This window comes from Nocardioides panacisoli, from assembly GCF_039537325.1.
Lineage (GTDB): Bacteria > Actinomycetota > Actinomycetes > Propionibacteriales > Nocardioidaceae > Nocardioides > Nocardioides panacisoli.
This window is the reverse complement of sequence record NZ_BAABAH010000001.1, coordinates 545,239-571,958: the sequence shown is the minus strand read 5'-3', so window position 1 is coordinate 571,958 and position 26,720 is coordinate 545,239. Positions and strand designations below refer to the sequence as shown.

At 72.0% G+C, this 26,720-nt stretch carries 22 protein-coding genes; 10 read left to right on the top strand and 12 right to left on the bottom strand.

The window, feature by feature from the left end:
* Positions 1-23: 23 nt before the first annotated feature.
* Positions 24-665 (top strand): ATP-binding protein, encoded by a 642-nt coding sequence (locus ABD709_RS02910; protein ID WP_344772289.1) that lies wholly within the window; start codon positions 24-26, stop codon positions 663-665.
* A complete protein-coding gene (locus ABD709_RS02905; RefSeq protein ID WP_344772288.1) occupies positions 649-1,167 on the top strand; it encodes a hypothetical protein in 519 nt (172 codons plus the stop codon). Before ABD709_RS02910 ends, ABD709_RS02905 begins: the two co-directional genes overlap by 17 nt.
* Here ABD709_RS02905 and ABD709_RS02900 read toward each other — a convergent pair.
* Positions 1,164-2,264, bottom strand: a complete 1,101-nt coding sequence (locus ABD709_RS02900) for an adenosine deaminase (RefSeq protein WP_344772287.1) — start codon at positions 2,262-2,264, stop codon at positions 1,164-1,166. The two genes, ABD709_RS02905 and ABD709_RS02900, sit on opposite strands and share 4 nt — an antisense overlap.
* 45 nt (positions 2,265-2,309) lie before the next feature.
* On the opposite strand from ABD709_RS02900, the gene ABD709_RS02895 reads away from it, so the two are divergent.
* Entirely contained in the window at positions 2,310-2,765 is a 456-nt protein-coding gene (locus ABD709_RS02895) for a MaoC family dehydratase (RefSeq protein WP_344772286.1), read from the top strand.
* Positions 2,766-2,774: 9 nt separating this feature from the next.
* Here the strand turns inward: ABD709_RS02895 and ABD709_RS02890 are convergent, their stop codons facing one another.
* Positions 2,775-4,064 carry a thymidine phosphorylase gene (locus ABD709_RS02890; RefSeq protein ID WP_344772285.1) on the bottom strand — a complete coding sequence of 430 codons (1,290 nt, stop codon included), beginning with the start codon at positions 4,062-4,064 and terminating at the stop codon, positions 2,775-2,777.
* Entirely contained in the window at positions 4,061-4,447 is a 387-nt protein-coding gene (locus tag ABD709_RS02885) for a cytidine deaminase (RefSeq protein WP_344772284.1), read from the bottom strand. The genes ABD709_RS02890 and ABD709_RS02885 overlap by 4 nt, the downstream gene beginning before the upstream one ends.
* A gap of 212 nt (positions 4,448-4,659) precedes the next feature.
* On the opposite strand from ABD709_RS02885, the gene ABD709_RS02880 reads away from it, so the two are divergent.
* The 4 genes from ABD709_RS02880 (at position 4,660) to ABD709_RS02865 (ending at position 9,900) form a co-directional block, all read left to right on the top strand.
* The gene (locus tag ABD709_RS02880; RefSeq protein WP_344772283.1) at positions 4,660-5,760 is read left to right on the top strand and encodes a BMP family lipoprotein; all 1,101 of its coding nucleotides are present in this window, start codon (positions 4,660-4,662) and stop codon (positions 5,758-5,760) included.
* 101 nt (positions 5,761-5,861) lie between these two features.
* Positions 5,862-7,376 carry an ABC transporter ATP-binding protein gene (locus ABD709_RS02875; protein WP_344772282.1) on the top strand — a complete coding sequence of 505 codons (1,515 nt, stop codon included), beginning with the start codon at positions 5,862-5,864 and terminating at the stop codon, positions 7,374-7,376.
* The gene (locus ABD709_RS02870; protein ID WP_344772281.1) at positions 7,373-8,617 is read left to right on the top strand and encodes an ABC transporter permease; all 1,245 of its coding nucleotides are present in this window, start codon (positions 7,373-7,375) and stop codon (positions 8,615-8,617) included. The genes ABD709_RS02875 and ABD709_RS02870 overlap by 4 nt, the downstream gene beginning before the upstream one ends.
* Positions 8,614-9,900, top strand: coding sequence for an ABC transporter permease (locus ABD709_RS02865; protein WP_344772280.1), 1,287 nt, complete (start codon positions 8,614-8,616; stop codon positions 9,898-9,900). Before ABD709_RS02870 ends, ABD709_RS02865 begins: the two co-directional genes overlap by 4 nt.
* Positions 9,901-9,911: 11 nt before the next feature.
* Here ABD709_RS02865 and ABD709_RS02860 read toward each other — a convergent pair whose 3' ends face one another.
* From ABD709_RS02860 to ABD709_RS02835, 6 genes are all read right to left on the bottom strand, one after another.
* On the bottom strand, positions 9,912-11,129 hold the full coding sequence (locus tag ABD709_RS02860) for an amidohydrolase (protein ID WP_344772279.1): 1,218 nt from the start codon (positions 11,127-11,129) through the stop codon (positions 9,912-9,914).
* Positions 11,130-11,204: 75 nt separating this feature from the next.
* Positions 11,205-12,287 carry a ScyD/ScyE family protein gene (locus ABD709_RS02855; protein ID WP_344772278.1) on the bottom strand — a complete coding sequence of 361 codons (1,083 nt, stop codon included), beginning with the start codon at positions 12,285-12,287 and terminating at the stop codon, positions 11,205-11,207.
* A 194-nt stretch (positions 12,288-12,481) separates the two neighbouring features.
* Positions 12,482-13,492 carry a methylmalonyl Co-A mutase-associated GTPase MeaB gene (meaB, locus tag ABD709_RS02850; protein WP_344772277.1) on the bottom strand — a complete coding sequence of 337 codons (1,011 nt, stop codon included), beginning with the start codon at positions 13,490-13,492 and terminating at the stop codon, positions 12,482-12,484.
* Positions 13,492-15,678: a methylmalonyl-CoA mutase gene (gene scpA, locus ABD709_RS02845; RefSeq protein ID WP_344772276.1), complete on the bottom strand. Its 2,187-nt coding sequence runs from the start codon at positions 15,676-15,678 to the stop codon at positions 13,492-13,494. Before scpA ends, meaB begins: the two co-directional genes overlap by 1 nt.
* A complete protein-coding gene (locus tag ABD709_RS02840) occupies positions 15,675-17,441 on the bottom strand; it encodes a methylmalonyl-CoA mutase family protein (protein WP_344772275.1) in 1,767 nt (588 codons plus the stop codon). The genes scpA and ABD709_RS02840 overlap by 4 nt, the downstream gene beginning before the upstream one ends.
* 127 nt (positions 17,442-17,568) lie before the next feature.
* Complete coding sequence (locus ABD709_RS02835) at positions 17,569-19,239, bottom strand: DUF885 domain-containing protein (RefSeq protein WP_344772274.1); 1,671 nt, start codon at positions 19,237-19,239, stop codon at positions 17,569-17,571.
* Between the two features lie 35 nt (positions 19,240-19,274).
* Here ABD709_RS02835 and ABD709_RS02830 point away from each other — a divergent pair, with 35 nt between their 5' ends.
* Positions 19,275-21,539, top strand: coding sequence for an aminotransferase class III-fold pyridoxal phosphate-dependent enzyme (locus tag ABD709_RS02830; protein WP_344772273.1), 2,265 nt, complete (start codon positions 19,275-19,277; stop codon positions 21,537-21,539).
* Positions 21,536-21,949, top strand: a complete 414-nt coding sequence (locus ABD709_RS02825) for a hypothetical protein (protein ID WP_344772272.1) — start codon at positions 21,536-21,538, stop codon at positions 21,947-21,949. The genes ABD709_RS02830 and ABD709_RS02825 overlap by 4 nt, the downstream gene beginning before the upstream one ends.
* A 4-nt stretch (positions 21,950-21,953) precedes the next feature.
* Here ABD709_RS02825 and ABD709_RS02820 read toward each other — a convergent pair whose 3' ends face one another.
* On the bottom strand, positions 21,954-22,583 hold the full coding sequence (locus tag ABD709_RS02820) for a LysE family translocator (RefSeq protein ID WP_344772271.1): 630 nt from the start codon (positions 22,581-22,583) through the stop codon (positions 21,954-21,956).
* A 106-nt stretch (positions 22,584-22,689) separates the two neighbouring features.
* Here ABD709_RS02820 and ABD709_RS02815 point away from each other — a divergent pair, with 106 nt between their 5' ends.
* On the top strand, positions 22,690-24,015 hold the full coding sequence (locus ABD709_RS02815) for an HNH endonuclease (protein ID WP_344772270.1): 1,326 nt from the start codon (positions 22,690-22,692) through the stop codon (positions 24,013-24,015).
* A gap of 5 nt (positions 24,016-24,020) precedes the next feature.
* On the opposite strand, the gene ABD709_RS02810 is transcribed toward ABD709_RS02815, so the two are convergent.
* Together ABD709_RS02810 and ABD709_RS02805 are read right to left on the bottom strand one after the other, a co-directional pair.
* Positions 24,021-24,659, bottom strand: a complete 639-nt coding sequence (locus tag ABD709_RS02810; protein WP_425575012.1) for a response regulator transcription factor — start codon at positions 24,657-24,659, stop codon at positions 24,021-24,023.
* Positions 24,659-26,674 (bottom strand): ATP-binding protein, encoded by a 2,016-nt coding sequence (locus tag ABD709_RS02805; RefSeq protein ID WP_344772268.1) that lies wholly within the window; start codon positions 26,672-26,674, stop codon positions 24,659-24,661. Before ABD709_RS02805 ends, ABD709_RS02810 begins: the two co-directional genes overlap by 1 nt.
* Positions 26,675-26,720 lie beyond the last annotated feature (46 nt).

The window sequence follows — 26,720 nt, the reverse complement described above, 5'->3', positions numbered from 1 at the left end:
GCGGGCACTACTAGGCTGGCCGGGTGCCAGCCCAGGTGATCGTCCTCGCCGGACCGTCCGGTGCGGGGAAGTCACGGCTCGCGGGGCGGCTGGCGGCCGATCGGGGCTGGCCCACGCTTCGGCTCGACGACTTCTACAAGGACGCCGACGACCCGACGCTGCCGCGGATCGACAGCGGACGCAACAGGGGCCTCGTCGACTGGGACGACCCGGGGACCTGGCGCCGCGACGACGCCGTCGCGGCGCTGCTGGAGCTCTGCCGGACCGGCTCGGTGCAGATCCCGGTCTACTCGATCTCCGAGAGCCGGCACGTCGGCACCGAGCGGCTCACGCTGGACGGCGCGACCGCCTTCTGCGCCGAGGGCATCTTCGCCTCGGACGTGGTCGATGCCTGCCGCCAGGCCGGCGTGCTGCGCTCGGCGTACTGCATCACGCAGCACCCGGCCATCACCTTTTGGCGGCGGCTGACCCGCGACCTGCGCGAGCACCGCAAGCCACCACCCGTCCTGCTCTGGCGCGGGCTCGCGCTCGCCCGGGCGCAACGCGAGATCGTGCGACGCGCCGTGCGCGTCGGTTGCCGGGTCGCCACGGGCGACCGGGCGTACGCCGAGCTGGTGCCCGACCAGGACCACGATCGCGCGAGGTCCCGTGGACTGGCCGGCTGACCTCGACCCTGCCTCTCTCGAGCAGCCGGACGGCACGTCCTGCGGCGCCGCCGCGGCCCTGGCCGCCCGCGCCCTGCTCACGCCCTGGCGGCCGACGCACCCGGGCACCGAGATCGCCGAGGAGCACCAGATGCTCTGCTCGGCGACCAGTGCGCGCGAGAGGTTCCAGATGCCGTGGCCCCAGGCCCTCGGCACGCCGCCGTGGGCGATCGCCAACACGCTGCGCGTCCTCACCGACCGGCACATCGCCACCCTGGTCGCCCGGCCACGGCCGGCGATCGCCTACGAGGTCCTGTGGGAGAACGTGGTCGACCGTCCGCTGGCCGTCTACATCGGGAGCCGGTGGCTCCCCCGCCACGTCGTGCTCGCCTTCGCGTCGGTGGGCGACGCGATCCGGGTCTTCGACCCCGCCGGCGGCGAGCTGGTCACTGTCCCGCGTGAGCACTGGCAGCGCCACGCCGTCGGTGTCGCCGGCTGGGACCACCTCTGGTTCGTCGTCTAGGACCGCTGGTCGGCGTACCAGGGCTTGATCACGTCCATGATCATCCGGTACCGCTCGTCGTAGGGCAGGAAGGACGACTTCATCGCGTTGACGGTCAGCCACTCGACCCGGTCGAGGCCCCAGCCGAAAGCGCCGCAGAGCTGCGCGAACTCGTTCGACATCGAGGTGGCGCTCATCAGCCGGTTGTCGGTGTTGACGGTGACCCGGAACTGCAGGTCCGCGAGCAGCCCGATCGGGTGCTCGGCGATCGATGTGGCGGCGCCGGTCTGCAGGTTGGAGGTCGGGCACATCTCGAGCGGGATCCGGCGGTCGCGGACGTACGCCGCCAGCCGGCCCAGCTTCGCCGACGTCACCGAGCCGTCGTCCGCCACGACGGCGTCGAAGACGTCGTCGACGATCCGCACCCCGTGCCCGAGCCGGTCGGCGCCGCACACCTGGACGGCCTCCCAGATCGACGGCAGCCCGAACGCCTCGCCCGCGTGGATGGTGATGTGGCCGTTCTCGCGGCGCATGTACTCGAACGCGTCGAGGAACCGGGTCGGCGGGTAGCCGTCCTCCGGGCCCGCGATGTCGAAGCCGACGACCCCGCGGTCGCGCCGCGCGATGGCGAGCTCGGCGATCTCGCGGGACGGGGCGGCCTGCCGCATCGACGTCAGCAGGTGACGTACGACGATCCGCCCGCCGCTGTTCGCGGCTCCCTCCTGGAAACCCTCCTGCACCGCGTCGACGACCTCGGCGAGGGTCAGGCCCTGCCGGACGTGCAGCTCGGGGGCGTAGCGGACCTCCGCGTAGACGACACCGTCGGCGGCGAGGTCCTCCGCACACTCCCGCGCGACCCGGGTGAGCGCCGGCCCGGTCTGCATGACGCCGACGGTGTGCTCGAAGGTCTCCAGGTAGCGCACCAGCGACCCGGAGTCGGCGGCCTCCCTGAACCACCGGCCCATCGACTCAGCGTCGTCGGCCGGGAGCTCGTGCCCGCAGTCGGCGGCGAGGTCGACCACGGTGCCCGGGCGCAGGCCGCCGTCGAGGTGGTCGTGCAGCAACACCTTCGGCGCGGACTTCAGCACGTCGGGGGCCGGACCGCGTGTAGGTTCCATGCCGGCATTGTTCCACTGCTGCGGCAGACCGAAGGAGACCATGGGATGCGGGTGTTCACGACGTTCGAGGAGCTCGAGCAGGCGACCGGGGACGACCTCGGTTCAAGCGAGTGGGTCACCATCGACCAGCGCCGGGTCAACCAGTTCGCGGACGCGACCGGCGACCACCAGTGGATCCACGTCGACGTCGAGCGCGCGAAGGCGGGCCCCTTCGGCGGCACCATCGCCCACGGCTACCTCACCCTGTCGCTCGTGCCGTGGCTCGGCAGCCAGGTGTTCAAGCTCGCCACCCCCGGCGCGAAGCTCAACTACGGCGTGAACAAGGTCCGCTTCCCCAACCCGGTCAAGGTCGGCTCGCGCATCCGCTGCCACGTCAAGATCGCGACCGTCACCGACATCCCCAAGGGCAAGCAGCTGACCGTCCAGCACACGATCGAGATCGAGGGCGACGACAAGCCCGCCTGCGTCGCCGAGACAGTCGTCCTCCTCCTGCCGCAGTAGCGATCTGCGTCAACTCACCTTGTCGATGACCAGGGGCGTCGGGTCGTGCGTCGTGCCCGGCGCCGCGACGTCGTACCCGCCGTCCAGCGCGGCGAGTGCCCGGTCGAAGCGCTCGGGCGTGTCGGTCAGCAGCGTGAGGAGCGGCTGACCGGCGGTCACGGCTTCGCCGGGTCGGGCGTGCCAGACCACGCCGGCACCGGCCTGCACCGGGTCCTCCTTGCGCTCGCGGCCCGCGCCGAGCCGCCAGGCCGCGACTCCGACGGCGAGCGCGTCGAGCCGGGTGAGCACGCCGTCGGACTCCGCGGTCACCACGTGCGACTCCCGCGCGACGGGAAGGCTCGCCTCGGGGTCGCCGCCCTGGGCGCGGATCATCGCCTTCCAGGAGTCCATCGCCGACCCGTCGGCGAGCCTGTCGGCCGGGTCGACGTCCTCGCGTCCCGCGGCGGCGAGCATCTCCCGCGCCAGCGCCAGGGTCAGCTCGACGACGTCCGCGGGTCCGCCTCCGGCCAGCACCTCGACCGACTCGGCCACCTCGATCGCGTTGCCTGCGGTGTTCCCCAGCGGCGTGGACATGTCGGTGAGGAGCGCGACGGTCTTCACGCCGGCGTCGGTGCCGAGCGCGACCATCACCTCGGCGAGCTCGCGCGCCCGGGCGGCATCCTTCATGAACGCCCCGGTCCCGACCTTGACATCGAGCACCAGTGCGCCGGTGCCCTCGGCGATCTTCTTGCTCATGATCGACGACGCGATGAGCGGGATCGCCTCGACGGTTCCGGTGACGTCGCGCAGCGCGTAGAGCTTCCGGTCCGCGGGAGCCAGCCCGTCGCCGGCCGCGCACACGACGGCGCCGACCGACTCCAGCTGCTCCATCAGCTCCTCGTTGGCGAGGTTCGCCCGCCAGCCGGGGATCGACTCGAGCTTGTCCAGCGTGCCGCCCGTGTGCCCGAGCCCCCGTCCGGACAGCTGCGGTACGGCGACCCCGCACGCCGCCACCAGCGGAGCCAGCGGCAGCGTGATCTTGTCGCCGACGCCGCCGGTCGAGTGCTTGTCGGCCGTCGGCCGGGACAGGCCGGAGAAGTCCATCCGCTCCCCCGACGCGATCATCGCGGCGGTCCACTCGGCGATCTCCCGGCGATCCATCCCGTTGAGCAGGATCGCCATCGCGAGCGCCGACATCTGCTCGTCGGCGACCACACCGCGGGTGTAGGCGTCGACCACCCAGTCGATCTGGCTCCGGGTGAGCGTCCCGCCGTCACGCTTGGCCGAGATCACCTCGACCGCGTCGTGCGTCTCCGTCATCGCAGGTCCTCCGGTCCGAACGCCTGAGGCAGCACTTGGTCCATGGACAGCACGCCCTCGGGCGTCATCACCTCGAGCGCGGCGCCGCCGGCCTCCCAGAGCAGCTGCCGGCACCGGCCGCAGGGCATGATCACCGTCCCCGACCCGTTCACGCACACGAAGTGCGTCAGCCGGCCCCCTCCGGTGGCGTGCAGCTGGGACACCAGCCCGCACTCGGCGCACAGCGTGACGCCGTACGCGGCGTTCTCGACGTTGCAGCCGACCAGCAGCCGGCCGTCGTCCGCGAGCGCCGCCGCGCCGACGTGGAAGCGGGAGTACGGCGCGTACGCCCGTTGTGCGACCTCGGTCGCCGACGACCGCAATTCGTCCCAGTCGATGTCCATAAGGTGCGCAGCCTTTCAAGCAAAGCAGGCGCGAGGCAACAGGATCGGCAGACGCCACGCCGAAAGTAGGGCTACGCTGCCCGGCCAGGGTCGCAAGTTGGTAACTGTTACGGCAATCGCCTAGGCACCCCGCGGCGCGCCGACCAAACTGCGCACCGACAGGTAGTTGTCCTGCCTCCGTGGGACACCAGAACGTTGAGAGGGCTCTTTTCGTGAAGAAGAAGCAATTCATCAAGGCCACGACCGGCGGCACCGCCCTGCTCCTTGCCGCCGCGACGCTGGCTGCATGCGGCTCTGCGCCCGACAAGGGCTCGTCGTCGGGCTCCGACGAGCCCACGACCGACTACCTGCCCTGCATGGTCTCCGACGCCGGCGGCTTCGACGACCACTCGTTCAACCAGCTCGGCTACGAGGGCCTCGAGCAGGCCAAGGACGAGCTCGGCGCGGACTGGAAGACCGTCGAGTCCAACAGCGAGAACGACTACAAGCCCAACATCGACAGCCTGGTCGCGGCCGGCTGCAACACCATCGTCACGGTCGGCTTCGCCCTCTCCGCAGCGACCGTCGAGGCCGCCAAGGCGAACCCCGACATCGACTTCGTCCTGATCGACGACGCGGCCGACAACGACTTCAACGGCAAGGTCGACGCCCCGAACATCAAGCCGCTGCTCTACAACACCGCGCAGGCGGCCTTCCTCGCCGGCTACGCCGCGGCCGACTACAGCAAGACCGGAGTCGTCGGCACCTACGGCGGCCAGCCCTACCCGACCGTCACGATCTTCATGGACGGCTACAAGCAGGGCGTGGACTACTACGACCAGGAGAACGACGCGAACGTCAAGGTCGTCGGCTTCGAGGGCGGGGACAAGGGCGCGTTCACCGGTGGCTTCGAGGCCAACGAGAAGGCCACCACCACCGCGAAGAGCATCCTCGACCAGGACGCCGACGTGATCATGCCGGTCGGCGGCCCGATCTACCAGGGTGCGCTCACCGCGATCAAGGACTCCGGCAAGGACATCGCCCTGATCGGCGTGGACGCGGACTTCTACGAGACCGACCCCGACACCCAGCCCTACGTCCTGACGTCGGTCCTGAAGAACATGAAGCAGTCGGTCTACGAGACCATCCTCGCCGCCGGCAAGGGTGACTTCGACCCGACCGCCTACGTCGGCACGCTCGAGAACGACGGCGTCGGCATCGCCCCGTTCCACAACTTCGAGGACAAGGTCTCGCCGGACCTGCAGGGCAAGCTCGACGACGTCAAGCAGGGGATCATCGACGGCTCGATCCCGGTCAAGTCCTACCTCGACTGACCACGTCTCCCGACATCGACACCGTGTGACGAGAGGGGGTCGGCCTCCGGCCGGCCCCCTCTCGAGCGGAAGCCCACCCGGACCCCGAGGACGGCACTTCTGTGAAGCTGGCTCTGCGTGACGTCACCAAGCGCTTCGGCACCCTGGTCGCCAACGACCGGATCTCCCTGACCGTCGAGTCGGGCGAGATCCACGGTCTGCTCGGCGAGAACGGCGCCGGCAAGTCGACGCTGATGAACGTCCTCTACGGCCTCTACCAGGCCGACGAGGGCGAGATCCTGCTCGACGACAAGCCGGTCCACTTCCGTGATCCCGGTGACGCGATCGCCGCCGGCATCGGCATGGTGCACCAGCACTTCATGCTGGTCCCGGTCTTCACCGTCGCCGAGAACGTGATGCTGGGCCACGAGGCGACCGGCCGGTTCGGGATCCTCGACATCGACGCCGCCCGCAAGCGGGTCCGCGAGATCTCCGACCGGTTCGGCTTCCACCTCGATCCCGACGCGCTCGTCGAGAACCTCCCGGTCGGCATCCAGCAGCGGGTCGAGATCGTGAAGGCCCTCTCGCGCGACGCCCGGGTCCTCGTCCTCGACGAGCCGACGGCCGTGCTGACGCCGCAGGAGACCGACGACCTGATGCAGATCATGCGCCAGCTCAAGGAGTCCGGCACCGCCATCATCTTCATCACCCACAAGCTGCGCGAGATCCGCGAGGCGGCGGACCGCATCACGGTGATCCGTCGCGGCGCCGTCGTCGGCGAGCCGCCGCCGAGCGCCAGCAACGCCGAGCTCGCGGCGATGATGGTCGGCCGGCCGGTCGAGCTGACGGTGCACAAGGACCCGGCACAGCCCGGCCCGGCCGCGCTCACCGTCCGCGACCTGCGCGTCACCGACGACGACGGGCACGTCCACGTCGACGGCGTGAGCTTCGAGATCCGCCGCGGCGAGGTGCTAGGGGTCGCGGGCGTGCAGGGCAACGGGCAGACCGAGCTGACCGAGGCGCTGCTCGGCCTGCAGGCCCACGTCGAGGGGTCGATGGTGCTCGACGACGTCGAGCTGCGCGGACGTTCCGTGCGGCGCGTCCTCGACGCCGGCGTCGGGTTCATCCCCGAGGACCGCCAGGGAGAGGGCCTCGTGGGCGAGTTCTCCATCGCCGAGAACATGATGCTCAACCGCAGCCACGGGAAGCCCTTCGTCTCCCTCGGGACCGTCCAGCAGCGCGCGCTGAACGCCTTCGCGCAGGAGCGGCTCGACCAGTACGACATCCGCGCCTCCGGCATCGACCAGCACGCCGCCCAGCTCTCGGGCGGGAACCAGCAGAAGGTCATCGTCGCGCGCGAGCTCTCCCGGGACCTCCGCCTGCTGGTCGCGGCGCAGCCCACGCGCGGCGTGGACGTCGGGTCCATCGAGTTCATCCACAAGCAGATCGTCGCCACCCGCGACAGCGGCGTGCCGGTCCTCCTCGTCTCCACCGAGCTGGACGAGATCGTGGCCCTCTCGGACCGGATCATGGTCCTCTACCGCGGCCGCGTCGTCGGCATCGTGCCCGCCGGCACGCCGCGGGAGACGCTCGGCCTGATGATGGCCGGCGAGCAGCCGGAAGGGAGCGCGGCGTGAGCGAGGACACCAAGCCACCGGCGCCCGAGGCGGAGCGCCCGCCCGAGGAGGAGCAGCAGAAAATCGTCGTCGCCCGGTTGGCGACCACTCGCGAGCTGCTGCGCGAGATCACCACCGGTCCGGTGATGACCGCGTTCCTCTCGCTGGTGCTCGCGATGGTCGTCGGCTCGGTGATGATCCTGTTCACCGACGAGCACGTGCGCTCCACCGCCGGGTACATCGGCGCGCGGCCCAGCGACTTCTTCGACGCGGTCTGGACCTCGATCTCCGGCGCCTACGAGGCGATGTTCCGCGGCGCCATCTACAACTCCGAGGGTCTCGACTTCCAGGCGAGGATCCGACCGATCACCGAGACGCTCAACTTCGCCGCGCCCCTGATCATGGCCGGTCTCGGCGTCGGGCTGGCCTTCCGCGCGGGCCTGTTCAACATCGGCGGGCGCGGTCAGATGCTGCTGGCGGGCGCCGGAGCCGGGTGGGTCGCGATCAACGTCGACGCGCCGACCGCGATCCACCTGCCCCTCGCGATCATCGCCGGCATGGTCGTCGGGGGGCTCTGGGGCGGCCTCGCCGGTCTTCTCAAGGCTCGCACCGGCGCGCACGAGGTGATCGTCACGATCATGCTCAACTACGTCGGCTACTACCTGGTGTTCTTCGCGCTCTCCGAGCAGAACATCCTGCAGCAGAAGGGCTCGATCAACCCGAAGTCGGCACCGATGCCGGACTCGGCCGTGCTCCCGAAGCTGCTCGGGGTGCGGTTCAACCTGCACGCCGGGATCATCCTGGCCCTCGTCGCGGTCGCCGTCACCTGGTGGCTGCTGAACCGGTCGGCCTGGGGCTACCGCTTCCGTGCGGTGGGAGCGAACCCCAGCGCGGCACGGGCCGCCGGCATCGACGTCGGCCGCACCTACACGACGGTGATGCTGATCGCCGGAGGCCTGGTCGGCCTCGCCGGCGTGAACCAGGTCCTCGGCACCGTGACCAGCGGGGTCTCCGTCGACCTCGACGCGGGCATCGGCTTCGACGCGATCACGGTCGCCCTGCTCGGCCGCTCCCGTCCTCTGGGCATCCTCGCCGCCGGCCTGCTGTTCGGCGCGTTCAAGGCCGGCGGGTTCGCGATGCAGGCGTCGGAGAACATCCCCGTCGACATCGTGCTGGTCATCCAGTCGCTGATCGTGCTGTTCATCGCCGCACCTCCCCTGGTGAAGGCGATCTTCCGGATCCCCGTGAAGGAGGCCGCGTGAGCACCGTCGAGGCCGACGTCGAGACCGACGAGGCAGGCCGCCCGATCGTCGCAGCGCACGGCGTCTTGAAGGCGCCGACGATCTTCGCGCTCTTCGCAGCGCTGATCGCCCTCGTCCTGGTGTTCAAGTCGGCGGCCGGCGACACCACCTTCCGCCTGGCCAGCCGCACCGACTTCGTGCAGCTTCCCGAGGTCACGGTGCCCGCGAACGGCACCGGCTGGGTCGTCGTGGTCCTCCTGCTCGTCGCGACGGCGGCCTCCGCGTCCTACGCCGCCCGGCGGCTGCGGACTCCGGTGTGGCTCGTGTCGGCGTACGTCGTGCTCGCCCTGACCGGCTTCCTGGCGTGGGCCGCTGCCGGGGAGTCGCTCCCCGTGGTCGGGCTCCTCGCGGGAGCGCTCGCGCTCGCGGTGCCCCTGGTCTTCGGTGCCCTCGGCGGCGTCCTCGGGGAGCGGTCGGGCGTGGTGAACATCGCGATCGACGGCCAGCTGCTCTTCGGCGCCTTCGGCGCCGCGCTCGTGGGGTCGATGACCGGCTCGCCGGTCCTCGCCCTGGCCGCGGCGATGCTCGCGGGCGCCCTCGTGGCCCTCATCCTCGGCGTGTTCGCGATCAGCTACTTCGTCGACCAGGTGATCGTCGGGGTGGTGCTCAACGTGCTGGTCGTCGGCTTCACGAGCTTCATGTACACCCAGGTCCTGGCGCCCAACGCCGACAGCCTCAACAGCCCGCCCCACCTCAGCGCGGTCGCCATCCCCGTGCTCGGCGACATCCCGCTGGTCGGGCCGATCCTGTTCCGGCAGACCGTCCTCGTCTACCTGCTCTACGTCGCGGTCGCGGCCGTCACCTGGGCGCTCTACCGCACGAAGTGGGGACTCCGGGTCCGTGCCGTCGGGGAGCACCCGAAAGCCGCAGACACGGTCGGCATCAAGGTCAACCGCACGCGCTACCGGACGATCCTGCTCGCCGGGCTGATCGCGGGTGCCGGTGGCGCGACGTACACGCTGGTGTCGGTCGGGCAGTTCAACCGCGAGATGACCGGTGGCGGCGGCTACATCGCGCTCGCAGCCGTCATCTTCGGCAAGTGGGACCCGATCAAGGCCACGCTCGCCGCGCTGCTGTTCGGCTTCGCGACCAACCTGCAGAACGTGCTGTCGGTGCTCGGCGCGCCGGTGCCCAGCGAGTTCATGCTGATGCTGCCGTACGCCGTGACGGTGTTCGCGGTCGCCGGCCTGGTGGGCAACTCGCGGCCACCCGCCGCGGACGGGATCCCCTACCGGACGGGCTGAGCCGGCCGCGTTCAGCGCGCGGCGAGCGAGCGGAGCGCCACGCCGGCGAGGATCCGCGCGCCGACGGCTATGGCCTGCTCGTCGACGCGCAGGTCGCCCTGGTGGAGGTCGTACGTCGGCCCACCGGGCGTGCGCGTGCCGAGCCGGAACATGGCGCCGGGGATCTGGTCGACGTACCAGCCGAAGTCCTCGCCACCCAGGCTCTGCGGCACCTCGACCAGCCGGTGCTCGCCGAGCATCACGGTCCCGACGTCGGTGATCACGCCGGTCGCGGTCGGGTCGTTGACCACCGGCGGCACGCCCTGGAGGTAGTCGATGGAGGCCGTGACGCCGTAGGGCCGGACGATGTCGAGCACCGCCTCGCGGACGACGGCCTCGCAGCTCTCCCAGGCGACCGTGTCGAGGATGCGGACGGTGCCGGCCGCGATGCCCTGGCCGGGAATCACGTTCGGCGCGGAGCCGGCACGCAGCAGTCCCCAGACCATGCTGACACCGCTGCGCGGGTCCATCCGGCGGCTGAGCACCGCGGGGAGCTCGCTGGTCACCTTCGCGAGCGCGAAGGTGAGGTCGCCGGTCAGGTGCGGACGCGACGTGTGGCCGCCGGTGCCCTCGAGCCGGACCTCGATCCGGTCGGCGGCGCTGGTGATCGCACCGGACCGGATGCCGATCCGGCCGACGTCGACCGACGGCTCGCAGTGCAGCGCGAAGATCCGCTCGACGCCGTCCAGGGCACCCTCGGTGATCAGGTGCTGCGCACCGCCGGGCATGACCTCCTCGGCGGGCTGGAACAGCAGCCGTACGCGTCCGGGGAGCGCGCCCCGCTGGTGCAGCTCACCGAGCGCGTACGCCGCGCCGACGAGCGAGGCCGTGTGCACGTCGTGGCCGCAGGCATGGGCCACGCCGGGCACCCGGCTGGCCCAGGGGTCGTCGGTGCGGTCCTGGACGGGGAGCGCGTCGAGGTCGGCGCGCAGCGCGACCAGGCCGTCGCCGTCACCGATCTCGGCGACCGCGCCGCTGCGGGTGGCCGGCTGGACCCGCCACCCGGCCCGGGTCACCGCCTCGATCACCCGGTCGGTGGTGCGCCGCTCGTGCCAGGACAGCTCGGGATGGCGGTGCAGGTCGCGCCGCAGCTCGACCAGGTCCTCCTCGTGCTTGTCGACCACGTGGCCGATCTCGCCGAGGACCTCGTCGGAGGCTCCGGCTGGTCGAGGTTCGTTGGTCGCGGGCATCCCTACGAGGGTAGTTGAGACGGCAACGGACCGGGGCGGGCCCCACCCCACCCCGGTCCGTGACCTCCGGTCGGCTCAGCGCGCGTAGCGCAGGATCTTGCCGTTCGGGCCGAACACGCCGCTGGTGACGTAGAGCTTGTTGCCCTTCACCTCGACCGCGGCCGGGTTGCTGGTGTGCGCGAACGCCAGCGGCTCGGCGCCCTCGTCGCTCGGCAGCACGGTGATGTCGCCGGAGAAGAGGTTCGTCGCGTAGATGTCACCGTCGTCGGCGACCGCGACGCCGGTGCCGCCCACCAGGCCGCCGAGCACCGTGTCGCCCTCGCCGGTGGCCGGGTCGATCCGGAGCACCGAGCCCGCACCACCCTCTCCGCCGGGCAGGCTGGAGACGTAGAGCATCCCGTCGCCGCCGACCTCGACATCGGTGGGGACTCCCTCGAACGCGTAGGTCAGGCCCACGCACGCCGCCGGTGCCCCGATCGCGTCGGCGAGCTCCTGGGTGATCTCGACGGAGACGGGCTCGAGGACCGCGACCGTGCTGATCTCCCCGCCCTCGACCTTCAGGATCGAGTTCCCGGCGGCGTCGGCGACGTACACCGTGCCGCCGTCCACGGCCGAGCCGTAGGGGTGGCTGTCCACGATGCCGGTGTAGGAGACCGGGGGCGCGCTGTTCTCGGGGTCGTTCGGGTTGGGCTCGGGCCAGCCGTCGGCGCACTCGGCCGGCGGGTCGGCGATGCCGTAGTGGACCTGCGCGTCGGGATTGACGTTCTTCTCGTAGGCGCCGAGGTTGGCGACCTTCATGACGTCGCCGTTGGGCGAGCGCTTCATCAGGTCGGTGTTCGCGAGGAAGTACGTCGTCTTGCCCTTGGTCGACACGCCCTCCACCTCGTGCACCTTCTTGCCGGAGTAGACGACCTTCGGGTCCTTGCCGGGCGCCATCCGGAACAGGGCGCCCTTGCTGCCGTCGGCGCCGATGCTGCCGTTGAAGTAGATGACGTTGTCGTCGTTGATCGCGAGCGACAGCGGCCCGGGCAGGTGCTTCGCAAGCACCGTCGGGGACTCGGCGGCCCCGGCGGGGCTCCCGGGCGCCGCGAGCGCGGTGCCGGCGAGCGCGGCGAACGCCGCGGCGGCGAGAAGACGAGAACGGGGGGATGTGGACATGGCTACCTCGGAGGTCGGGAGTCGGTGGCTTTCATCGTGCTGCTGCCACGGCCGTGGGTCTGCGGTGTCACCACCCGTCTGTGCGGGTGTGCTATCCCTACCTCCCGAGCGGACTGCCCCAGGGCCGTCCGCCCATCATGCGTGCGCCGACCCGTGGGGCGCGTCGTTCTTGCGAACGAAATTTTGCTTTCGGGTCAGCTGTCGCCGGTGGCCCGGTCCGGGTCCTGGTCGAACGCCGCCAGCAGCCGGTCGGCGGCGAGCGGCGCGGCCAGCTCGCCGGCGAGGACGGCGGCGCGGACCTCGTCGCGGATCGCCCGCACCGACGGCGAGTGGCGCAGCCGCTGGTCCAGCTCGTCGCGGACCAGGGCCCAGGTGAAGTCGAGCTGCTGCTCGGCCCGCTTGCGCAGCAGGCCCTCGGGCGTGAGGTGCGCGCGGTGGTCGAGCACCCGCTGCCACACGTCGTCGACGCCGACGTCGTTGAGCCCCGACGCGGTCACGACCGGAGGGACCCACTCCCCCTCGCGGGCGTGCCCGCGGACCAGGCGGAGCGCCCCGGCGAGGTCGCGCGCGGCGACCCGGGCCTCGCCCTCGCGATCGCCGTCGGCCTTGTTGACCGCGATGACGTCCGCGAGCTCGAGGATGCCCTTCTTGATGCCCTGCAGCTGGTCGCCGGTGCGGGCCAGGGTGAGGAACAGGAACGTGTCGACCATGCCGGCGACGGTGACCTCGGACTGCCCGACGCCGACCGTCTCGACGAGCACGACGTCGTACCCCGCCGCCTCCAGCACCGTCATCGCCTGCACGGTCGCTCGAGCGACGCCTCCGAGCGTGCCCGCCGACGGGGACGGCCGGATGAAGGCGTTCGGGTCGGTGGACAGGCGGGCCATCCGGGTCTTGTCACCGAGCACCGAGCCGCCGGTGCGGACGCTCGACGGGTCGACGGCCAGTACGCCGACCCGGTGCCCGGCCGCGGTCAGCCGGGTGCCGAGCGCCTCGATGAAGGTCGACTTCCCGACACCGGGCACGCCGCTGATGCCGACGCGGACCGCCGGCTCCCGGTCGGGGCCGCCGGTCGTGAGCGCGGCGAGCAGCTCGCGCGCCCGCTCGCGGTGCCTCGACGAGGTGGACTCGACCAGCGTGATCGCCTGCGACACCTGGGCCCTGCGGCCCGCGCGGATGCCCTCGAGCAGCTGGTCCGGATCCATCAGTGGTCGAGCTGGTCGCGCAGCTTGGCGAGCAGGTCGAGCGCCGACTCCGCGATGACCGTGCCCGGCAGGAACACCGAGGCCGCGCCCATCTCCTTCAGGGTGGGCACGTCGTCGGGCGGGATCACGCCGCCGATGACCACCATGATGTCGTCCCGGCCCTGCTCGGCGAGCGCCTTCTTCAGCGCGGGGAGCAGCGCGAGGTGGCCCGCCGCGAGCGACGAGACCCCGACGATGTGCACGTCGGAGTCGATCGCCTGCTGCGCGACCTCCTCGGGCGTGGAGAACAGCGGGCCCACGTCCACGTCGAAGCCCATGTCGGCGAAGGCCGAGACGACGACCTTCTGGCCGCGGTCGTGGCCGTCCTGGCCCATCTTGGCGACCAGGATGCGGGGCCGGCGGCCCTCGGCCTCGGCGAACTCGTCGGTGGCGGCCCGCACCTGCGCGAGCAGCGTGTCGCCCGATTCGGCGGCCTCGTCGCGGTACACGCCGGAGATGGTACGGATCACGGCCTGGTGCCGGCCGTAGACCTTCTCCAGCGCCTCGGAGATCTCGCCCACCGTCGCCTTGCTGCGAGCGGCGTCGACGGCCAGCGCGAGCAGGTTGCCGTCGCCCGTCTCCGCCGACCGGGTCAGGGCGTGCAGCGCGGCCTCGACGTCGGCGCCGTTGCGCTCGGCGCGCAGACGCTCGAGCTTGGCGACCTGCTGCCGGTAGACCTCGTCGTTGTCGACACGGAGCACGTCGAGCCGGTCCTCGGCCGCGAGCCGGTAGGTGTTGACACCGATCACCTTCTGCGCGCCGGAGTCGATGCGCGCCTGGGTGCGGGCGGCGGCCTCCTCGATGCGCATCTTCGGGATGCCCTGCTCGATCGCCGCCGCCATGCCACCGGCGGCCTCGGCCTCCTCGATGTGCGCCCAGGCACGCTCGGCGAGGTCGTGGGTGAGCTTCTCGACGTAGTAGGAGCCGGCCCACGGGTCGATGGTGAACGTCGTACCGCTCTCCTGCTGGAGCAGCAGCTGGGTGTTGCGGGCGATCCGCGCGGAGAAGTCGGTCGGCAGCGCGATCGCCTCGTCCAGCGCGTTGGTGTGCAGCGACTGGGTGTGCCCCTGCGTCGCCGCCATCGCCTCGATGCAGGTGCGGCCGACGTTGTTGAACACGTCCTGCGCGGTGAGCGACCATCCGGAGGTCTGGCTGTGGGTGCGCAGCGAGAGCGACTTCGGGTTCTGCGGGTCGAACTGACGGACCAGCCGCGACCACAGCGCCCGGGCCGCGCGCATCTTGGCGACCTCCATGTAGAAGTTCATGCCGATCGCCCAGAAGAAGGACAGCCGCGGCGCGAACTGGTCGATGGTCAGCCCCGAGTCGAGGCCCGCGCGGATGTACTCGACACCGTCCGCGAGCGTGTAGGCCAGCTCGAGGTCGGCGGTCGCCCCGGCCTCCTGCATGTGGTAGCCCGAGATGGAGATCGAGTTGAACCGCGGCATCTCCTGGCTGGTGAAGGCGAAGATGTCGGAGATGATCCGCATCGACGGCGCCGGCGGGTAGATGTAGGTGTTGCGGACCATGAACTCCTTGAGGATGTCGTTCTGGATGGTCCCCGAGAGCTGGGCCGGCTTCACCCCCTGCTCCTCGGCCGCGGCGATGTAGAGGGCGAGCACCGGCAGCACGGCGCCGTTCATCGTCATCGACACCGACATCTGGTCCAGCGGGATGCCGTCGAACAGCGTGCGGGTGTCGTAGATCGAGTCGATCGCCACGCCCGCCATGCCCACGTCGCCGCGCACCCGCGGGTGGTCGGAGTCGTAGCCGCGGTGGGTCGCCAGGTCGAACGCGACCGACAGGCCCTTCTGCCCGGCCGCGAGGTTGCGACGGTAGAAGGCGTTGGACTCCTCGGCGGTGGAGAACCCGGCGTACTGCCGGATCGTCCACGGCTGGGTCGTGTACATCGTCGGGTAGGGGCCACGCAGGAACGGGCTCAGGCCGGGGTAGGTGTCGAGCGCGTCGAGACCCTCGAGGTCGGCCGCGTCGTAGGACGGCTTGATGTCGATGCCCTCGGGGCTGTGCCACGACTCCAGGTCGCCGTGGAGGCGCCCGGTGCTCGCTGCACCGGTGGTCGAGGAGGTCGCTCTGCGGCCGTCACGAGACCCGTCGAGGGAGAGCCCGGCGAAGCTCTTCGGAACGCTCATCGGAGGACCTCCCGGGTCCGGTTCAGGAAGGCCAGCGCGTCGACGCCCATCGCACAGGAGTCATCCGCGTAGTCGGCGGGCTTGCCGGCGACGATCACGTGCTTCGCCCCACGCTCCCGGAGCGCGGCGGCGGCGTCGGCGCCCCACTCGGCGTACGCCTCGTCGGTGCCGGCCAGGCACACGACGGCCTGGCCGTCGTAGGCGGCGGCCAGTGAGTCGACGCCGTCCGTCGGACCGGCGACCTCGACGGCGATGCCGCCGGCCGCGAGCAGGTTGGTCGCGAACGTGGCGCGAGCGGTGTGCTGCGCGATGCTCCCGAGCGTGGCGAGGAAGACCGGTGCGCCCGCCGGCTCGTCGCGGAGCGCCTCGAAGGACGCGCCGTAGCGGCGTACGTCGTCCGTGGCCGGCGCGCGCTCCGGCAGCGTCTCGGCGAGGTTGGGGAACTCGGAGAGGCCGGTGATCGGCCGCTTGCGCTTGGCGATGTCCGACTCGCGGCGAGCCACCACCTCGTCGATCCGGCTCTGGAGGGAGCCGTCGGCGAGCGCCGCCTCGATGCCGCCCGCCGCCTCGATCCGGTCGAGCTCGGCCCAGCCCGCGACGGCGAGGTCGTCGGTGAGCCGCTCGACCGCGTAGGCGCCGCCGGCGGGGTCGGCGACCTCGTGCACGTGCGACTCGTCCATCAGCAGGTGCGAGACGTTGCGGGCGATCCGCCGCCCGAACGCGTCCGGCTGGCCCAGCGGGGTGTCGAACGGCAGCACGGTGACCGCGTCCGCTCCCCCGACGCCCGCCGCGAAGGCGGCGACGGTGGTGCGGAGCATGTTCACGTAGGGGTCGTACTTGCTGAGCATCGGCCGGCTGGTCACCGCGTGCTGGCGCTGGTCGACGGTCTCCTCGACCTCGCTGAGCTCCAGAACGCGAGCCCACAGCCGCCGGGCAGCCCGCAGCTTGGCGATCGTCGGGAACTGCTCGTCGGTGGCGGCGTACCGGAACTCGATCAGCCCGGCGGCCGTCGCGACACCCAGGCCGGCGTCGGTCAGCGCGCGGAGGTAGGACGCGCCCGCGGCCATCGAGTAGCCGAGCTCCTGCGCGTCGGACGCGCCGAGGTCGTGGACGACCGTCGCGTCGACGACGACCGCGCGCACGCCGTGCGCCTGGGCAAGTTCTGCGACGGCGACGAGATCCGCTGGTTGAGGTGCGAGGCCCCCCGGGGCCGAGCCTCGAAACCCGCGGACCTCTTGACCGATGGGATCTGCGCCGAAGTTGGTGTCGGGATGCAGGTCCACACCGCGGTCGTCGGCGAGCTCGAGCAGCGCCTCGGCCGAGGTCTGGGGGGTGGTGGAGTCGAGGACGACGGGCGCGAGGTCGAGCAGCACGCCGTCGAGCAGCGTGGCCAGGTCGGTGTCGGGGCCGGCCTCGACCCACAGCGAGGTGACGCCGCCGTCGAGGTCGACCAGCGCGTGCTCGTTGAGGAGCTTGGCGTCGTCGCCGGCGAGGCGCGCGCGGACGTCCCACGCACCTGCTCGGGTCGGGCGGCCGGCGGTCCGCAGGTCGTCGAGGTCGGCCGGTACGCCGAGCGGCGTGATCGCGATGCCGTCGAGGGTGGTGCGGGTCAGCTTCTCCCAGACCGCCGCGTCCGCGTCCTCGTCCGTGAGCCTGCGGGACTTGCGGAGGACCGCTGCGGTCGCCGCTTCCCACTCCCCCTGGGTGTGCTGGTCCTCCGGCTGGGCCAGGGCCAGCGGCGTCGCGTCATTCGCAGCCGTCATAGGGGGTCATGCTATTGCGCCACGACCCGCGCCGGGTCGTGGCATACGTCACGCCGAGTCGGCTCAAGCTTGAGCCGACTCGGCGTCAGGTCGTGCCGAGTCGGCACAAGCTTGAGCCGACTCGGCGTCAGGACAGGCCGAGCTGGTCGCGCACGGAGCCGGTCAGCACCGCCAGCGGCATCCCGCCGCGCACCAGGACCGCGTCGTGGAACGCCGCGATGTCGAACCGGTCGCCGAGCGCTGCCTCCGCCTCGGCACGCAGGCCCATGATGTGCCGCTGCCCGACCTTGTAGGACAGCGCCTGCCCGGCCATGCCGATGTAGCGGTCGATCTCCTGCTCGACGACGATCTCGGGAACCGGCGTCCACTTCACGAACCAGTCGATCGCCTGCTGGCGGGTCCAGCCCTTGGCGTGCAGGCCGGTGTCCACGACCAGCCGCCCGGCCCGCCAGGCGTCGGCCGACAGCATGCCGAGCCGGTCGAGGTCGGAGGAGTAGAGGCCCATCTCGTCGCCGAGCCGCTCGGTGTAGAGGCCCCAGCCCTCCGCGTGGGCGGTGCTGATCCCGTAGCGCCGGAAGGTCGGCACGTCGGTCAGCTCCTGCGCGAGGGTGCGGTCGAAGTGGTGGCCGGGGATCGCCTCGTGGAAGGCGATCGCCTCGTAGCTGTAGCGGCCCCGCTCGGTCGCCTCGTGGGTGTTGATGAAGTAGGTGCCGGGACGGGACCCGTCCTCGGCCGCCGGGTAGTAGTACGCCGGCGGCATCGCCGGCGCGAGCGCCGCGGGCACAGCCTGCACCTGGCAGGGCGCCTCGGGGCGGGCGTTGAACCAGCCGTCGATCGCCTCCCACGAGCGGGCGACGATCTCCTCGGCGTGCGACACCATCTCCTCGGCGCTGCCGTAGCGGAGCTCCGGATCCGTCCGCAGCCGGTGGAAGATCTCGTCGAGCTCGGACAGGCCGAGCGCGGACTGCCCGATCGTGGCCCACTCGGCCGGCAGCTCGCGCTCCGCGTTCGCGACGCCGATCTCGTGGATTTCCTCGGGATCGACGTCCAGGCTGGTGTGCAGGTCGGCGAGCGTCTTGTAGATCCGGTCGCCGCCGGGGAGGTGCGCGAGACCCGCGTGCTCGTCGTCACGAGCCGCGGGCAGGACCACGTCGCGGATGAACTCGAGGTGGTCGGCGTACGCCGGACGCACGACCTCCGAGACGAGGGTGGCCATCCGGTCCCGCCAGTCGGCGGCGGTCCCGTCGGGCACCGAGATCCCGACGAACGGGTCCTCGTCGACCGGCCCCGCGAGGTAGCCCTCGATCTGGCCCATCACCCGCTGCACGCAGATCGCGGCCGGCGTCAGCCCGCGGGCCAGGCGGTCCCGGTTGAGCGCCGCCACCTCGTCGAAGAGACGCGGCACCTGGGCATAGCGAGCCAGCAGCTGCTCGGCCTGCTCCGCGGTCGCGGCACCGGTCTGCGAGGCGCACGAGAGCAGCTCGCCGTGCAGGCCGAGGAACGGGTCGATCGCTCCGGTCTCGATCTCGATGTCGAGGTGGGCGACCCCCGTGCGCGCCTCGTGCACCAGGAGCTCGCGGGTCAGCCGGTCGGCGGGGTCGTCGAGCTCGAGGCGCTCGGCCTCGTCCGCCGTCGCGACCAGGCCGGCGCGGACGTCCTCGAGGCTCTGTGGGTCGAGGCGCTCCAGCTGGTCGTCGAACCGGTGGTCGCCCAGGATCGTCGCCGTGCTCGGCGCCGCCTGCATCGCCCGGTCCCAGTACTCCTCTGCCAGCTTCGCGAGCCGTTCTCCGTCGGACATGCCGCGATCGTATGACGTCGGGCCAGAATGCCCGGGTGAGCTTGACGCCGCAGGACCCGCTGTCCGAGCCGAACCCCGACCTCGACCTCGAGGGCCTGCGCACGTCGGTGGAGAGGCACTGGGGGCTGGACGGGGACCTCGTCCCCCTGCACGGCGAGCGGGACCGGAACTTCCGCGTGGAGTCGGGGTCCCGGCGACACCTGCTGAAGGTGCACAACCCGGCCGACACGGAGGCGGTGGTGGACCTGCAGGTCTCGGTGCTGCGCCACCTGCGGTCGGTCGCGCCGGACCTCCCAGTCCCGGCCGCCGTGCCGACCCGTGACGGGCGACCCTGGGTGCAGCTGACCGGGCAGGACGGACGCCGGTCGCTGGCTTGGGTGCAGACCTGGCTGGAGGGCCGGCACCCGGATCCCGCGGAGATGCGCACCACCCACCTCCGGGAGTGGGGCCGGACCAGCGCCCGGCTCGGCCGGGCGCTGCGCGGGTTCGGTCACCCCGGCGCCGGGCAGCCGATGCTCTGGGACATCAAACAGCTGCCGAGGCTCCGGCCGTGGTTGTCCGCGGTCCCGGCTGCGCAGCGGTCGGCGATCGAAGTGGTCCTCGACCACTTCGACGAGCGGGTGGCCCCGGTTCTCCCGCGGCTGCGCGCGCAATTCGTCCACAACGACCTCGCGCCGACCAACGTGCTGGTCGGCGCGGACCTGGCGGTCACCGGCATCACCGACTTCGGCGACACGACGCACACCGCGCTGGTCTGCGACCTCGCCGTGGCCGCGGCCGACCTGGTCGGCGAGCTCGCGGGCGGCATCGAGATGGTGCCGGAGGTCGTCGCCGGTTATGAGGACGTGACGCCGCTGGAGGAGGAGGAGCGCGCACTCGTGATGGACCTGGTCGCGGCGAGGTACGCCGCCAGCGTCCTCATCACGGCGTGGCGCACCCGCGAGCACGGGTGGGCGCCGCCGGTCGACGAGAAGGCGAACGCCCAGCTCGAGGCGATGCTGGCGGCGGGCCTCGACGGCCTCGCGGCGCAGCGGGCCTCCGGGGCCCGTCCCCGCCGTTCCACGGAAGCCCTGGTCGAGGCCCGGCGGAGGACCTTCGGCGAGCAGGAGCTCAGCTATGAGGAGCCGCTCCACCTCCGCAGCGGTGCGGGCGTCGTGCTCCGCGCCGCCGACGGAGCGCGCTACCTCGACGCCTACAACAACGTCCCGGTGCTCGGGCACTCGCACCCCGCCGTGGCGGCAGCCGTCAGCGACCAGCTGAGGACGCTCAACACCAACAGCCGCTACCTGCAGGACGCCCCGGTCGAGCTGGCGGAGCGCTTGCTCGGCACGCTGCCCGACCGCTTCGACCGGGTGCTGCTGGTCAACTCCGGGAGCGAGGCCAACGACCTGGCGTGGCGGATCGCGTGCCACGCCACCGGCGCCCGAGGCGGCATCGCCACCGAGTGGGCCTACCACGGGGTCACCGACGCGACGTGGGCGTTCTCGCCCGAGAGCTGGCGCTCAGCCGATCCCCCGGCACACATCCGGCTGGTGCCGCCTCCTCCCGCGGACCCGGTCGCCGTGGCCGACGCCGCCCGCGCTCTGGCGTCGTCGGGGCCGGCCGTGGCGGCGATGCTCGTCGACGGCGTGTTCACCAGCGACGGGGTGCGCGGCCCGGCTCACGAGTGGACACGTGCCGCCGCCGCGGCGGTCCACGACGCAGGCGGCGTCTATGTCGCCGACGAGGTCCAGGCCGGCCACGGCCGCACGGGCGACCACCTGTGGAGCTTCGTCGCCGGCGACGTTCCCGCCGACCTGGTCACGCTCGGCAAGCCGATGGGCAACGGCTACCCCGTCGCCGCGGTGGTCGGCCCCGCGGACCTGGTGGACCCCTTCGTCGAGGGCACCGACTACTTCAGCACCTTCGGCGGGAGCACGGCGGCCTGTGCCGCGGCGATCGCCGTACTGCGGACGATCGAGGAGGAGGGCCTGGTCGAGAACGCGCGCACCGTGGGCGCCCGCCTGCTGGCCGGCCTGCGCGAGGTCGCGTCCGACCGCGACCAGCTCGCCGCGGTGCGGGGGTGGGGGCTGTCGCTGGCCGTGGACGTCGTGGACCCCACGACCGGGGAGCCCGATCCCGCGCTTGCCCGGCTGGTCGTCGAAGGCATGCGGAAGCAGGGGGTGCTGATCGGCCGCACGGGACGCTCGCGCGCCACGCTGAAGATCCGGCCGCCGCTCGTGTTCGGCGAGAGGCACGTCGACGAGCTGGTCGGCGCGCTCGCGGCCGTGGCCGGCAGCTCGTATGTTGTCCGGCCATGAAGGTGACCGATCCCGCCGGGCAGACCTGGCGCGTCACGCGGCGCTGGGTCCCCTGGCGCCGCCGGCTCAAGAGCTCGCTGGACCTGGCGCCCGACCTTCCCGTCGGCAGCCTCGGCGACGACCCGATCAGCGCGATCGTCGGGATCATCTTCCTGATCATCCTGCTGCCGTTCCTGCTGCTCGCGTTGCTTGCGAGCCTCGAGCTGCTGCTGGTCCTGCTCGTCTTCCCGTTCGCCGTGCTCGCCCGGATGATGTTCGGCCGGCACTGGCACGTCGAGGTCCGCCGTGGCTTCAAGCCGGTCTACGAGGTCGAGGCCGGCGACTGGCAGGCCAGCGGGTTGAAGATCCACGACCTCGCGGGCCTGCTGCGCCGCGGCGACACCCTCGCGCCGAACCTCGGCGAGGCGTGACGGGTCAGCGCTGGGTGAGCGCCACCCGTACGCCGAGCGCGACCAGCACGGTGCCGGCGACGGCGTCGAGTCGACGGCGCACGCGGGAGCGTCGGAAGAAGGCACCGGCGCGGCCGACGCCGTAGGCCAGGGACAGGTAGAACCCGGTCTCCAGGGTCACCTGGACCAGCGCGAGGCCGGCGGTCGTCGCGAACAGCGGTCGTCCGGCCGGGACGAACTGGGGGTAGAACGCGACCACGAAGATCGCCGCCTTCGGGTTGGCCAGCTGGACCAGCATGCCCTCGCCGAACCGGGCCCGGGCGCTGCGCAGCGCGACCGCGTCGTTCCCGGCTGCGTGACCGCCGCGCCAGGCCGAGTGCCACGCCCGGACGCCGAGGAGGACGAGCACGGCGGCGCCGACCACCTTCAAGACGACGAAGGCGACCTCGGAGACCGCGACGAGCGCCGCGAAGCCGGCCGCGGCGGCCAGCGCCCAGACATAGAGGCCCAGCTCGAGACCGAGCACCGTCGGCACGGCTCCGCGCCAGCCGGTGACCGCCGCACGCTGGAGGATCAGCGCCATCGCCGGCCCTGGCGACGCCGAGATCAGCAGCACCGCGAGCACGAAGGCAGGCATCAGGGCGACGAGGTCCACGCCGTGATGGTCGCACCGACCCGGCGGAAAATCGTCCGGACTGGTGGTGGTGTCGAACAGGCGTTCGGAGTACAATCGAAGAACAGTTCGATTCTCGGGAGATGTCGTGGAAGGTCAGCCGCTCGACCTCGACGAGGTCCGCGAGCGCCTGGTCCACGACGGCGTTCCGGCCGATGACACCGCCCGGATCGACGAGATCCGCCTGCTCGAGCAGCTCAAGTGCGCGGCCGAGGCGCGGCAGGCACGCATCGCCAGCGCCTTCGACGCCTCGCAGCGCCGCCGAGCGGCCGACCAGGGCGTGCCCGCCGACCGCCAGGGTCGCGGGGTCGCCCATCAGGTCGCGTTCGCCCGCCGCGTCTCCCCCAACCGCGGGATGCGGCTGCTCGGGCTGGCCAAGGTGCTGCCCGAGATGCCGCACCTCGCGGCAGCGTTCGCCGAGGGTCGGGTGACGGAGTGGCGGGTGACGCAGCTGCTCAAGGAGACCGCGTGCCTGACCCTCGAGCACCGGCAGGAGGTCGACCAGCGACTCTGCGCCGACGCCGACGAGCTGGAGCGCACCGGCGACCGGCAGCTGCTCGGCAGGGCCCGCGCACTCGCAGCCGAGCTCGACGCCAAGGCAGCCGCCGAGGCTCGCGCCAAGGCCGAGAACAACCGCCGGGTCACGCTCCGGCCGGCGCCGGACACGATGACCTACCTGACCGGGCTGCTCCCGGTGAAGGACGGAGTTGCGGCTCTCGCCTCGCTCCGTGCGGCTGCGCAGCAGAAGGTCAGTGCCGGCGAGATGACCTCGATCAGCCAGGCGATGGCCGATGTCCTCGTCGAGCGGGTGACCGGCCGCGCACCGGGCAGCGGCGTCCCGGTGACGATCGACCTCGTGATGACCGACAACGCGCTCCTCGACGGGTCCGACGACACTGCCTACCTCGACGAGAACGGCCCGATCCCCGCCGACCTCGCCCGCGCGATCGTCGCCGGCAACGTCGACGCGGGCCTCAGGACCTGGATCCGCCGCCTCTACACCGCCCCCAGCAGCGGTGAGCTGGTGTCGATGGACTCCCGCCAGCGGCTCTTCCCAGCCCTGCTCGCCAAGATGATCACGCTGCGCGACCAGTACTGCCGGAACCCGTGGTGCAACAGCCGGATCAAGCACACCGACCATGTGCGACCACACCACGAAGACGGGGCCACCTCGGCCGAGAACGGCCAGGGTCTCTGCGAGTCCTGCAACCACGCCAAACAGGCACCCGGCTGGAGCGCCGAGGTCTTCGACGCCCACTCGCACACGGTCGCCACCACGACACCGACCGGGCACACCTACCTCTCCCAGGCTCCGCCCCTGGTCCGGGTCGCACCTGACAACCTCCGTTACGTCGAGCGACGCCACACCTCGCCGATCAAGCTCGAGCTCGACCTCTACTACGAGCCCGCCTGAGCTCGTCACGCCTGCCGAAGGAACCGGAGTACAGCGAGCACGCGCCGGTTCTCCCGGTCGTCGGGGTGCAGGTCCAGCTTGGTGAAGATGTTGCGTACGTGGCCCTCGACCGTCTTCGGGCTCAGGTGCAGCTCCTCGGCGAGCGCCTGGTTGGACAGGCCCTGGGCCATCAGCTCGAGGACCCGCCGTTCGCGGTCGGTCAACCGGTCGACCGGGTCGTCGCGGCGCGGGCGGGCGACCAGGCGGGCGACCAGCTCAGGGTCGATCACGACCTCCCCGCCGGCGACCCGGCGTACGTCGACCGCGAAGACGCCCAGGTCGGAGACCCGCTCCTTGAGCAGGTAGCCGACGCCGCGGTCGAAGTCGGTCATCAGGCGCAGCGCGTGGTGCGCCTCGACGTACTGGGACAGGATCAGCACACCCACCTCGGGCGCTAACGCGCGGATCTCCGTTGCTACCTCGATCCCCTCGTCGTCGAAGCCGGGCGGCATCCGAAGGTCCACGACGGCCACGTCCGGCGGCTCGGCGCGCACGGCCGCGAGCAGCTCGGGACCCGTCGCAGCCTGGGCGGCGACCTCGAAGCCGGCGTCGTCCAGGATCCGCGCCATGCCCTCCCGGAACAGCACCGCGTCGTCGGCGAGCATCACGCGCACGGCAGGACCGCGCCGATCTTGGTACCGCCGCCGGGCGGGCTGTCGACCTCGAGGCGTGCACCGAGCGCTGCGAGACGGTCGGCGAGGCCCTGGAGCCCGGTCCCCCGCCCGGCGTCCGCGCCGCCGGCCCCGTCGTCGGACACCCGGACCTCGAGACCACGGTCGGTCCGGGTGATCCGGACGTCCGCGGACCGCGCGCCGGCGTAGCGCGCCACGTTGGTCAGCCCCTCGGCGACGAGGAAGTACGCCGTCGCCTCGACCTCCGCGGGCGGTCGGCTCGGGAGGTCGACCTCGAGCCGGACCGGCACCGGGCAGCGGTCGACGAGGCCCTCGACCGCGACGGCCAGGCCTTCGCGGGTGAGCGCGGGCGGGTGCAGTCCGCGGGCGAGCTCGCGCAGCTCGGCGGTCGCCTCGAGGAGGTGGGAGCGGGCCGCGGCCGCGTGCTCGGCGACCTCCCGTGCGTCGGACCGCTCCGCGAGCTTGCCCAGCATCGCGAGCTCGACGCTCAGCGCAACGAGCCGCTGCTGGGCGCCGTCGTGGAGGTCTCGCTCGACCCGCCGACGGGCCGCGTCGCCGGCGGTCACGATCCGACGGGCCGCCGCCCGCATCTCCTGCTCCTTCTCACGGTGGTCGATCACCAGCCCGGTCTGCGCGACCAGGTCGTCGAGCAGCCGGCGCTCGCCGTGGCTGAGGGGCTCACCGACCGGCTTGCGGAACGTGAGCGCACCGCGCACGTCGCCGTCGTGGAGCACCGGTCGCACGTGCCAGCGAGGGCCGGCGAGGTCGCCGAGCGCTCGGGTGCGGGCATCCGCCGGTGGCGCGTCCGGCCACGCGGCGGCAGGGACCAACCCGTGCTCGGCACCGACCCAGACGACCACCTCGGTCGCGCCGACGGCGCCGGCCACGGTCGCGGCCACCCCCTCGAGCAGCTCCTCGGGTGCCTCCTGGAGCTGGGCGGAGAGCCGGGCGAGCGACTCGTAGGGGGTGGCGCGGTGGCCGTAGGCCAGCCGGTCGGCCAGCCGCTGGGCGCGTCGTCGGACCGGTTCGAAGGCCACCGCGACGAGGGCCGTGGCCACGAGGGCGAGCACGTTGTCGGAGGCCGGGACGATCGCGCCGACACCGAGCACGACGGACACGTACCCCATGGTGATGACCAGCGCCATCGCGCCGACGACCAGCGTCTTGTTGATGACCGGGTCGATGTCGTAGAGCCGGTACTTGAGGATCGCGACGCCTGCCGCCAGCGGCACGAGGGACGTCGCGACCAGCCCGGGCACCGGCGAACCGACGGTCGCCACGCCCCCGATCAGCACCGCGGCGGCCACCGCGACGGCGTACACGAACCACCGCATCTGGCGGGTCTCGTCACCCGTGGCCCGGCGGACACGGACCACGACGGCGGCCACCCAGACGAGCAGGAACACCTGGTAGCAGGCGGCCATCACGGGATAGCCCACGTCGACTGCGGGCCCGCGACCGGGGACGGCGAACGGGAAGTCGAGGCGCGAGGAGCGCCAGTCGTCCTCGATCGGCCACAGTGCCGAGGCCAGCGCGATCAGCGCGGCGACCGCGACCATCGCGACGACGACCGGCCGCCACCGACGAGACGGCAGCCGGCCGTCCGGGAAGAGCATGATCGTGGTCCCGGTCAGCGCCATGCCCAGCGGCACCTGCCAGATCGAGAACCACGCCAGCCAGGACGCGGCCGGGAGGTCCCGCTGGTCGAGGCCGTACTGGCGCCCGAAGTACATCGCCGCCGACTGCAGGCCCGACGCGACGAACAGGAACCCCACCAGGTGGCCGGGGCGCATCCGGAGCACGTAGAGGCCCACGGCGGTGAAGGTCAGCGCGAGCAGGCCGTTGTGCACGTTGGACACCTGGAAGCCGAGCGACGCCCCGTAGCCGACCAGCCCCAGGACGAGCACGCCGACGGCGGCGACCGCGGCCTCGCGCGCCGCCGACGGGACCTCGTCGAACGGGTCCGGCTCGACGACCACCGGGGACATGCTCGGATGCTGGCACAGCGCGCGCCGTCGCGTACGAGGGTTGACC

Bases quoted from the DNA above. Each gene is read 5' to 3' on its own strand.
- ABD709_RS02900 (WP_344772287.1), bottom strand. From the start codon at position 2,264: ATGGAACCTACACGCGGTCCGGCCCCCGACGTGCTGAAGTCCGCGCCG.
- ABD709_RS02895 (WP_344772286.1), top strand. From the start codon at position 2,310: ATGCGGGTGTTCACGACGTTCGAGGAGCTCGAGCAGGCGACCGGGGAC.
- ABD709_RS02890 (WP_344772285.1), bottom strand. From the start codon at position 4,064: ATGACGGAGACGCACGACGCGGTCGAGGTGATCTCGGCCAAGCGTGAC.
- ABD709_RS02885 (WP_344772284.1), bottom strand. From the start codon at position 4,447: ATGGACATCGACTGGGACGAATTGCGGTCGTCGGCGACCGAGGTCGCA.
- ABD709_RS02860 (WP_344772279.1), bottom strand. From the start codon at position 11,129: ATGCCCGCGACCAACGAACCTCGACCAGCCGGAGCCTCCGACGAGGTC.
- ABD709_RS02855 (WP_344772278.1), bottom strand. From the start codon at position 12,287: ATGTCCACATCCCCCCGTTCTCGTCTTCTCGCCGCCGCGGCGTTCGCC.
- meaB (WP_344772277.1), bottom strand. From the start codon at position 13,492: ATGGATCCGGACCAGCTGCTCGAGGGCATCCGCGCGGGCCGCAGGGCC.
- scpA (WP_344772276.1), bottom strand. From the start codon at position 15,678: ATGAGCGTTCCGAAGAGCTTCGCCGGGCTCTCCCTCGACGGGTCTCGT.
- ABD709_RS02840 (WP_344772275.1), bottom strand. From the start codon at position 17,441: ATGACGGCTGCGAATGACGCGACGCCGCTGGCCCTGGCCCAGCCGGAG.
- ABD709_RS02835 (WP_344772274.1), bottom strand. From the start codon at position 19,239: ATGTCCGACGGAGAACGGCTCGCGAAGCTGGCAGAGGAGTACTGGGAC.
- ABD709_RS02825 (WP_344772272.1), top strand. From the start codon at position 21,536: ATGAAGGTGACCGATCCCGCCGGGCAGACCTGGCGCGTCACGCGGCGC.
- ABD709_RS02810 (WP_425575012.1), bottom strand. From the start codon at position 24,659: ATGCTCGCCGACGACGCGGTGCTGTTCCGGGAGGGCATGGCGCGGATC.
- ABD709_RS02805 (WP_344772268.1), bottom strand. From the start codon at position 26,674: ATGTCCCCGGTGGTCGTCGAGCCGGACCCGTTCGACGAGGTCCCGTCG.